This window comes from Mesorhizobium sp. M7A.F.Ca.CA.004.06.1.1, assembly GCF_003999135.1.
Lineage (GTDB): Bacteria > Pseudomonadota > Alphaproteobacteria > Rhizobiales > Rhizobiaceae > Mesorhizobium.
In genome coordinates, this window is record NZ_RZPQ01000152.1 from 1 (window position 1) to 9,554 (window position 9,554).

The following is a 9,554-nucleotide window of genomic DNA, read 5'->3' on the forward strand; positions in this document are numbered from 1 at the left end:
AAATAATCCTGTTTTCTCAAAGGATCATCGCGAGATGCCGAAAGTCGGAATGGAACCGCTGCGCCGCAAGGCGCTGATCGACGCGACGATCTCGGCGATCGGCGAGCGCGGCTCGCTCGACGTCACCATGTCCGAGATCGCCGGACGCGCCGGGGTTTCGTCGGCTCTTGCCCATCACTATTTCGGCGCCAAGGACGAGTTGTTGCTGGCGACGATGCGGCACATCCTGGCCGAACTGACCATCGACATGCGACGCGCCCTTCAATCGGCTGGTACCGCGCGCCAGCGCGTTTCGGCGGTGGTCACCGTCAACTTCTCCGACATCCAGTTCCAGCCGGAAACCATCGCCGCCTGGCTCGCCTTCTATGTCGAGGCGCAGAAATCATCGGCCTTGCGCCGGCTGCTCAGGGTCTATGCGCGGCGGCTGCACTCGAACCTGATGAGCGGGCTTGTCGGCATCCTGCCCAGGGCCGAGGCCGACCGCGCCGCCGAAGCGACCGCGGCGATGATCGACGGGCTCTACATCAGGCGGGCGCTGAAAGACGGCGTGCCTGATGCCGCGACCGCAATCGCGCTGGTCGAGGACTATCTCGAAACAAAACTCGGCGAGCGGCGCAAACAGTGACAACGAAGCGACCCAATTTTCTGATCGTCATGGTCGACCAGCTCAACGGAACCTTGTTTCCGGACGGCCCGGCGGATTTTCTGCACACACCGCATCTGAAAGCGTTGGCTGCGCGATCGGCGCGCTTTGCCAACAACTACACGGCCTCGCCGCTCTGCGCACCAGGCCGTGCCTCGTTCATGAGCGGGCAATTGCCGTCGCGCACCGGCGTCTACGACAATGCCGCCGAATTCGCCTCGTCGATCCCGACCTTCGCCCATCATCTGCGCGCTGCCGGCTACTACACCTGCCTGTCGGGCAAGATGCATTTCGTCGGGCCGGACCAACTGCACGGTTTCGAGGAACGGCTGACGACCGACATCTACCCTGCCGATTTCGGCTGGACGCCGGACTACCGCAAGCCCGGCGAGCGTATCGATTGGTGGTATCACAATCTGGGCTCGGTGACCGGCGCCGGCGTTGCCGAGATCACCAACCAGATGGAGTATGACGACGAGGTCGTGTTCCTAGCCACACAGAAGCTCTATCAGCTTTCGCGCGAACAGGACGATGCGAGCCATCGGCCATGGTGCCTCACCGTCTCGCTGTCGCACCCGCATGATCCCTATGTCGCGCGCAAGCAGTATTGGGATCTCTATGAGCATTGCCAGGCGTTGAACCCGGAAACCGGGTTCATCGCGCATGACGAGCAGGATGCGCATTCCCGGCGGCTGTACCACGCCAGCGACTATCCTTCCTTCGAGATCACGCCGGAACAGGTGCGTCGTTCGCGGCAGGGCTATTTCGCCAACATCTCCTATGTCGACGACAAGCTGGGCGAGATCCTGGATGTTCTCGAGCGCACCCGCATGGCCGACGACACCATCATCCTGTTCCGCTCGGACCACGGCGACATGCTCGGCGAGCGCGGCCTATGGTTCAAGATGAGCTTCTTCGAGGGCTCGGCGCGGGTGCCGCTGGTGATTGCCGGCAAGGGCGTTCACGCCGGGCTGATCGAGACGCCGGTTTCCAATCTTGACGTGGCGCCGACGCTTTGCGACCTCGCCGGCATCGACATCGCTGCAATCGCGCCGTGGACCGACGGCCAGTCGCTGCTGCCGCTCACCAAGGGGTTTGAGCGCACCGCGCCGGTGCTGATGGAATATGCGGCCGAAGGGTCCAACGCGCCCTTGGTGGCGATCCGCGACGGCAGATACAAATTCGTCCATTGCGAGCTCGATCCGCCGCAACTGTTCGATCTCGAAGCCGATCCGCTCGAACGGGACAATCTGGTCGATGACGCGGCCAATGCGGGCCTGGTGGCGGCATTCATGGACAAGGTCCAGTCGCGCTGGGACATGGCCGGCTTCGACGCCGCTGTCCGCGAAAGCCAGGCGCGCCGCTGGGTCGTCTATCCGGCGCTGCGCAACGGCGCCTATTACCCCTGGGATTTCCAGCCGCTGCAAAAAGCGTCCGAGCGCTACATGCGCAATCACATGAACCTCGACAATCTCGAAGAGAGCAAAAGGTATCCGCGAGGCGAATGATGTCAGACCTTCTCGTCCCCTCCCTCGACCACCTCAAGCAGGCCTACGCCGTCACCTCCAGGGCGACGCAGATCACACCGCTGCTGGAATCGGCGGTACTGGCCCGCGAGACGGGTGCGGCCCGCGTCTTCATCAAGCCGGAATCGCTGCAATGGGCCGGATCGTTCAAGGTGCGCGGCGCCTATTGGCGCCTGAAGCAGCTTTCCACTGAAGAGGCCAGGAAAGGCGTCGTCGCCTACTCCTCCGGCAATTTCGCGCAAGGGCTGGCGGCTGCCGGCCAGGCGCTCGGCATTCCCGTCACCATCGTCATGCCGATCGACGCACCGACCGCCAAGCGTGATGCTACGGCCGGCTATGGCGCCCGCGTCGTGCTGACCGACCATGGCGAACGCGCGCGTGAGGAAGTCGCCGCCGCCAAGGCACGCGAGATCGCCGAGACCGAAGGCTTGGCCCTGCTGCATCCATTTGACGATCCGGAGATCGTTGCCGGCCAGGCGGGCGCCGGCCTCGAAGCGCTTGACCAACTCGAAGCCAAAGGCGCCAGCGCCGATCTTTTGTTCTGCTCGGTCGGTGGCGGTGGGCTGATCGGCGGCGTTTCGCTCGCCTTCCACTATCTGTCGCCCGCCACTGAGATCATCGGCGTCGAATCTGAAGGTTTCGACGGCATGGGCTCGTCGCTGGCACATGGCAGCATCGAGACGATGCCGATCGGGCCGAAGTCGATCTGCGACGGGCTGATGTCGCGACGGCCGGGCGACGCGCCTTTCGCGGCAGTCAAGACCGCCGGTGTTCGCGGCATCACCGTCGACGACCAATCGGTGCGCAGCGCCATGCGGATCGCCTTCGAGCGCATGAAGCTGGTGCTCGAGCCCTCGGGGGCCGCCTCGCTCGCCGCACTGCTCGGCGGCAAGGTGGATGTGAGGGGCAAGACCGCCTTTGTTGTGGCTACCGGCGGCAATGTCTCGCTCGCCGATTTCATGGCGCATATGAACGATGCTTGAAGCAGATTTCGTCATCATCGGCTCCGGCTCGGCCGGCTCGGCCATGGCCTATCGCCTGTCTGAAGACGGCAAGCATTCGGTCATCGTCATCGAATTCGGCGGCAGCGATATCGGGCCGCTGATCCAGATGCCGTCGGCGCTTTCGATCCCGCTCAACATGAGCCTCTATGACTGGGGCTTTGCCAGCGAGCCGGAGCCGCATCTCGGCGGCCGTGTGCTGGCGACACCGCGCGGCAAGGTGATCGGCGGCTCGTCCTCGATCAACGGTATGGTCTATGTGCGCGGCCACGCCCGCGATTTCGACCATTGGGCCGAAGAGGGTGCGGCCGGCTGGGGCTTCGCCGACGTGCTCCCCTATTTCAAGCGTATGGAAGATTCGGACGGCGGCGAGGATGGCTGGCGCGGCCACGGCGGGCCGCTGCATGTGCAGCGCGGCTCGCGTAAAAATCCGCTCTATGGCGCCTTTGTCGAGGCTGGTCGCCAGGCCGGGTTCGAACTGACCGACGACTACAATGGTTCCAAGCAGGAAGGGTTTGGGCCGATGGAGCAGACCATCAGCGGCGGCCGCCGCTGGTCGGCGGCATCAGCCTATCTGAAGCCGGCGCTGAAGCGCAAAAATGTGAGTCTGGTCAAGGGCTTTGCGCGGCGCGTGATCATCGAGAATCAACGCGCCATCGGCGTCGAGATCGAAGCTCACAAACAGATTCAGGTCGTTAAGGCGCGACGTGAGGTGATCGTCGCCGCATCGTCGATCAATTCGCCCAAGATACTGATGCTGTCCGGCATCGGCCCGGCCGAGCATTTGCGCGCAAACGGCATTCCGGTGGTGGCCGACCGGCCCGGTGTCGGCCGCAATCTGCAGGATCATATGGAGCTCTACATCCAGCAGGAATCATTGCTGCCGATCACGCTCAATTCGGTGCTGAACCCGTTCTCGAAAGCACTCATCGGAGCGCAGTGGTTGTTCCTCAAGACCGGGCTTGGCGCCACCAACCACTTCGAAGCGGCAGCCTTCGTGCGCTCGCGCGCCGGCGTCGACTACCCCGATATCCAGTACCATTTCATCCCGGCGGCAGTCCGCTATGACGGCAAGGCGGCTGCGAAATCGCACGGCTTCCAGGCGCATGTCGGACCGATGCGCTCGAAGTCGCGCGGTTCGGTGACGCTGCGTTCGCCGGACCCGAAATCCAAGCCGGTGATCCGCTTCAACTACATGTCGCATCCAGACGATTGGGCCGAGTTCCGCCACTGCATCAGGCTGACGCGCGAGATCTTCGGGCAGTCGGCGTTCGACCCCTATCGGGGCAAGGAAATCTCGCCGGGCAGCCACATGCAGTCGGACGACGAGCTCGACATCTTCATCCGCGATCATGCCGAGAGCGCCTACCATCCTTGCGGCACTTGCAAGATGGGCCGCGCCGACGACATGATGAGCGTCGTCGATCCGGAATGCCGGGTCATTGGCGTCGAAGGCTTGCGAGTCGCCGATTCCTCGATCTTCCCGCGCGTCACCAACGGCAATCTCAATGCGCCATCGATCATGACCGGGGAGAAGGCTTCCGATCACATCCTTGGCCGGACGCCGCTGGCGCCGTCCAACCAGGAACCATGGATCAATCCGAGCTGGCAGGCGTCGGACAGATAGAGCATGATCGTGACTGCACGATCATGCATGCCGCGAAGACGATTTGGAGACCTCCCATGCGCGCCCAGCCCACGGCATCGCACTATGTCAACGGACGCTACATCGAGGACGAAGGCGGCGCGCCGCTGCCGGTCATCTATCCGGCAACCGGTGAGACCATCGCCATGCTGCGTTCGGCAACGCCGAACGTGCTGGAACTCGCCGTCGAGGCGGCGCGGGCGGCGCAGCCCGCCTGGGCGCGGCTGAAGCCGGTCGAGCGCGGGCGCATCCTGCGCCGCGCCGCCGACATATTGCGCGCCCGCAACGCCGACCTCGCCCGCATCGAGACACTGGATACAGGCAAGGCGATCCAGGAAACGCTGGTGGCGGACGCCCCATCGGCAGCGGACTGCCTTGAATATTTCGGCGGTGCGGTTGCCGCCTACAATGGCGAGTCGGTCGATCTCGGCGGACCCTTCGCCTACACAAGGCGCGAAGCGCTCGGCGTCTGTGTCGGCATCGGCGCCTGGAACTACCCGATCCAGATCGCCGGCTGGAAATCGGCACCGGCGCTCGCCATGGGCAACGCCATGGTGTTCAAGCCATCGGAAAACACGCCGCTTTCAGCACTCGCATTGGCCGAGATCTACAGCGAGGCCGGGCTGCCTGACGGCCTGTTCAACGTGGTGCAAGGCTATGGCGATGTTGGCGCCGGGCTCGTCGGCCACGATGTCGTCGCCAAGGTCTCGGTGACCGGCTCGGTGCCGACCGGCCGCAAGGTGCTGTCGCTCGCCGGCTCGGAGATGAAGCACGCGACGATGGAGCTTGGCGGCAAGTCGCCGCTGATCGTGTTCGACGATGCCGACATCGAGAACGCCATTGGCGGCGCCATGCTCGGCAATTTCTATTCGACCGGGCAGATCTGTTCCAACGGCACGCGCGTCTTCGTGCAGAGCGGCATTCACGACCGCTTCGTCGAGCGTCTGATCGAGCGGACCAAGAAAATCCGCATCGGCGACCCGCTCGACCCCGAAACCCAGATGGGACCGCTGGTTTCCAAGGCGCAGCACTACAAGGTAGTGGGCTATATCGAGATCGGCAAGCAGGACGGAGCAACGCTTGCCTGTGGCGGCAACGTGCCTTCGCTGCAGGGTTTCCAGGGCGGATTCTTTGTCGAGCCAACGGTGTTCACCGGCGTCACCGACACAATGCGCATCGCCCGCGAGGAGATTTTCGGGCCTGTCATGAGCGTGCTGAAATTCGACGGTGAGGACGAGGTGATCAACCGCGCCAACGACACCGAATTCGGCCTTGCCGCCGGCGTCTTCACGCGTGACCTGCCGCGCGCCCACCGCGTCATTGCCGAGCTACAGGCCGGCACCTGCTGGATCAACGCCTATAATCTGACGCCGGTCGAAATCCCGTTCGGCGGCTTCAAACAGTCGGGCATCGGACGTGAGAATTCATTGGCGGCGCTGGCACTCTATTCGCAGCTGAAGTCGATCTATGTCGAGACCGGGGATGTGGCGAGCCCGTACTGATCAAGTCCTACGCCTTCGGATCGGCCGTCCCATCCAGATACTGGGTCAGCGCACAGACCAGGTGGTAGAAGATGCTGGCCGGCACGTCCGATGCCAGTGAGCGGCCGCGCTCGTCGATGCGGTCGATCCACAGGCCGAGCGGCGCCGGGTCGATGTGCCAGCGAAACAGCCGGCCGACGCGCGCTTCGATCTCGGGCTTCAGGTCCGGCCCGCCCGAACCATCCAGCGCGATAGCCGCCTTCACCGCTTCGGCCTGCGGCCAGCTGCGTGATATCAGGTCGAGCGGCAGGCCCTGCCGCGAGACGGCGCCATAGGCAAGGCCGGTGGCGCGGTTGAGGCCATTGGCAGTGGCCGACGCGTAAAGTTTTCTGGCAAAGCCGCTCAATTCGGCCTGGCCGCTGCGTCCAGCGAAATCGACCAGCAGCGAGGCCCACTCGAAATGGTGGCCAGGCTCGGTCCATGACCCTTTCTCTCCTGCGGATGGCTTCCATTCGGCATCGAAATACTCGCCAAGCGTCCAGCTTTCCGGATCGAAGAAATGACTTCGGAAGAGGTCGATGATGCGCGCTGCGCGGCGCAGATGGGCGCGCTCGCCAGTCGCCTGATGCCAAGCGAGGAAGGCCTCGAGCAGATGCATATGCGGGTTGGAGCGGCGCTCGCCTTTGCCGTCCGATGTCTCGAGGAAGCCGGTCATGCGGCTGTCTTCGAGATGCGCATCGAGAAAGGCGAAGGTTTCCTCGCCGAGGCGCAAGGCGTCTGGATTGCCAGACATATGCGCATGCGCGAGCGCCAGGAGCACGCAGGAATGATCGTAGGCATCCTCGGTGGCGTCGGCGACCGAGCCGTCGACATTCAGCGTGCGAACCCAGCCGCCCTTGTCGGTGCGGCCCTTGCCGGCCATGAAGGTGATGCCGTGGCTGATCAGCCGGTCGGCCGGACCGTCCCAGCCGCGCGCTCGGGCGACGGCGAAAGCATAGACCTGCCTTGCCATGGTGCGCATGCGCTTGGGCTTCATCAGCGGCGAGGCGTCCAGGCCGAGCGCTTCGTGAAAGCCGCCATGGCGTTCGTCGACCCCCGATGTCGACCACAGCGGCAAGGTCTCCTGAAACAGCCAGTGATGCACGCGCCGGCGCCAGGCGCCGCTTTCGATGACGCGGTCATGCGCCGGCGTGAACCTGGTTTCCAGGCGACCCGATTTTTCGAGCTGCTCGACGATCTTCTTGACGTGCTGGCTGTGGCTGACCGGGGCGACGAAGGTGGCATCCGATGTCGAAACGATGGCGATGTCCTTCATGCCGATCGCCGACAGCAGGCGGCCATCACTGCGAATGTAGGAATTCTCGCAATCGATAGCGACGACATCGCCGATGATGACATTGCCCCGGTCGTCGGCGGGGCCGACATCGAGCAGCGACTGCCAGGAGCCGAGATCGTTCCAGCGGAAGCCGGCCGGCACCATGGCGATGTCTTTTGCCCGCTCCATGATGGCGTAGTCGATCGAGTTCGACGGAATGGCGGCGTAGAGTTCTAGCGGCATGTAAAGGCCGGACAGATCCGATGTCGCTGCCCTGTAAGCTGCTTCGGTGGCCAGCCAGATATCCGGCTGGAACGCTATGAAGGCATCACGCATGGCGACGGCGCGAAACAGGAAGATACCGGTGTTCCAGTAGAAATTTCCGGCCTTGAGATAGCTTTGCGCAGTCTCAATATCCGGCTTTTCGACGAAGCGCGACACATCGAAGGTGCCGCCGCTTTCGGCCGCGACCTCGATATAGCCGTAGCCGGTCTCGGGCTGTGTCGGCTTGATGCCGAACACCACCAGCCGTCCACTACGCGCTGCCTCGGTGCCGGCTTCGACGCTATGCCAGAATTGGCGCGGGGTCGATATCTCATGATCCGACGGCATCACCAGCACCAGGCTGTCACCGAATTCGGACAGCGTGCGCAGCGTCGCCAGTGCGACGGCGGCGGCTGTGTTGCGCCCGGTCGGCTCGAACAGCGGACCGCCGCCGGCCAGGTCGAGACCAGCAAGATCGGCGTGAACGCGATCAGCATGGCGCTCCGCGGCGATCAGGAAGATCGGCGTTTCGCCTTCCGGCCGGGCCGTCAGCCGACGCAAGGTCTTGGCCAGCATCGAGCCATCGCCGGACAGATCGTGGAACTGCTTGGGGTTGTCCTCGCGCGACAGCGGCCACAACCTCGAGCCGACGCCGCCGCTCATGACAAAACTGACAATCCGCTCGGTCATTCAACTACCATTCAAAAGGTCTGGTTGTAGGCGCCCACCTCGGGGCTGCGGCGCAGCACGGCGTCGACAGCCTCGAACATCTCCCGTCGACGCTGCGACGACACCGGGCTTTCGACCACCACGACCAGTTCCGGTTTGTTCGATGAGGCGCGCACCAGCCCCCAGGTGCCGTCGTCGGCGACGACGCGCACGCCGTTGACGGTGATGAGGTCTGCGATCTTCTGGCCAGCGAAAACCATTCCATCCCGCTTCATGGCCCGAAAGTCGGCAACCACCCGCTCGACAACGCCATACTTCACGTCGTCCGCGCAGTGAGGCGACATGGTCGGCGTGCCGAAGGTCAGCGGCAGGGCGCGATAAAGATCGGCCATCGAATTGCCCAGGCTGCGATCCAGCATTTGGCAGATGGCGATGGCAGTGACCAGCCCGTCGTCATATCCGCGCCCGATCGGCGGATTGAAAAAGAAATGACCCGACTTTTCGAAACCGGCGACAGCACCGAGTTCGGCGACGCGGCGCTTGATGTAGGAATGGCCGGTTTTCCAATAGTCAGCGACGGCGCCATTGGCGCGCAGCATTGCGTCGGTATGGAACAGGCCGGTCGATTTGACGTCGACGACGAAGGTCGAGTTGGGATGCCGGCTGGAAATATCCCTTGCCAGCATCACACCGACCTTGTCGGCAAAAATTTCATTGCCTTCATTGTCGACGACGCCGCAGCGGTCGCCATCGCCGTCGAAGCCAAGGCCGATGTCGGCGCCTGATGCCAGCACCTTGTCCCGGATGGCATGCAGCATCCGCATGTCCTCGGGATTGGGATTGTAGCGCGGAAATGTATGGTCGAGCTCGACGTCGAGCGCGATGACCTCGCAGCCGATGCGCTGCAACGCCCGCGGCGCGAAGGCGCCGGCGGTGCCATTGCCGCAGGCTGCGACCACTTTCAGCTTTCGGGCGATGCGCTTGTCGCGGGTCAGATCGTCGAGATAGGT

General features: G+C 63.7%; 6 protein-coding genes and 1 pseudogene. 5 read left to right on the top strand and 2 right to left on the bottom strand.

Annotated elements, in window-relative coordinates:
- The first annotated feature begins 34 nt into the window (after positions 1-34).
- Genes betI through betB form a run of 5 tightly spaced genes read left to right on the top strand, consistent with a single transcriptional unit; the run spans position 35 to position 6,317 of the window.
- The gene (betI, locus tag EN906_RS12085) at positions 35-625 is read left to right on the top strand and encodes a transcriptional regulator BetI (protein WP_127267967.1); all 591 of its coding nucleotides are present in this window, start codon (positions 35-37) and stop codon (positions 623-625) included.
- On the top strand, positions 622-2,151 hold the full coding sequence (betC, locus tag EN906_RS12090; protein WP_127375187.1) for a choline-sulfatase: 1,530 nt from the start codon (positions 622-624) through the stop codon (positions 2,149-2,151). The genes betI and betC overlap by 4 nt, the downstream gene beginning before the upstream one ends.
- Complete coding sequence (locus EN906_RS12095; protein WP_127267969.1) at positions 2,151-3,152, top strand: threonine/serine dehydratase; 1,002 nt, start codon at positions 2,151-2,153, stop codon at positions 3,150-3,152. The genes betC and EN906_RS12095 overlap by 1 nt, the downstream gene beginning before the upstream one ends.
- Positions 3,145-4,797: a choline dehydrogenase gene (betA, locus tag EN906_RS12100; protein ID WP_127267970.1), complete on the top strand. Its 1,653-nt coding sequence runs from the start codon at positions 3,145-3,147 to the stop codon at positions 4,795-4,797. The genes EN906_RS12095 and betA overlap by 8 nt, the downstream gene beginning before the upstream one ends.
- 56 nt (positions 4,798-4,853) lie before the next feature.
- Positions 4,854-6,317 (top strand): betaine-aldehyde dehydrogenase, encoded by a 1,464-nt coding sequence (gene betB / locus EN906_RS12105; RefSeq protein ID WP_127375188.1) that lies wholly within the window; start codon positions 4,854-4,856, stop codon positions 6,315-6,317.
- Between the two features lie 7 nt (positions 6,318-6,324).
- Here betB and EN906_RS12110 read toward each other — a convergent pair whose 3' ends face one another.
- Positions 6,325-8,565 (bottom strand): mannose-1-phosphate guanylyltransferase/mannose-6-phosphate isomerase, encoded by a 2,241-nt coding sequence (locus EN906_RS12110; RefSeq protein ID WP_127269980.1) that lies wholly within the window; start codon positions 8,563-8,565, stop codon positions 6,325-6,327.
- 11 nt (positions 8,566-8,576) lie between these two features.
- A pseudogene (locus EN906_RS12115) lies at positions 8,577-9,554 on the bottom strand (phosphomannomutase/phosphoglucomutase); the annotation flags it as partial.

What these genes read in the sequence shown, in the direction of transcription:
- betI (WP_127267967.1), top strand. Translation starts at nt 35, where the DNA reads ATGCCGAAAGTCGGAATGGAACCGCTGCGCCGCAAGGCGCTGATCGAC.
- EN906_RS12095 (WP_127267969.1), top strand. Translation starts at nt 2,151, where the DNA reads ATGTCAGACCTTCTCGTCCCCTCCCTCGACCACCTCAAGCAGGCCTAC.
- betA (WP_127267970.1), top strand. Translation starts at nt 3,145, where the DNA reads ATGCTTGAAGCAGATTTCGTCATCATCGGCTCCGGCTCGGCCGGCTCG.
- betB (WP_127375188.1), top strand. Translation starts at nt 4,854, where the DNA reads ATGCGCGCCCAGCCCACGGCATCGCACTATGTCAACGGACGCTACATC.
- EN906_RS12110 (WP_127269980.1), bottom strand. Translation starts at nt 8,565, where the DNA reads ATGACCGAGCGGATTGTCAGTTTTGTCATGAGCGGCGGCGTCGGCTCG.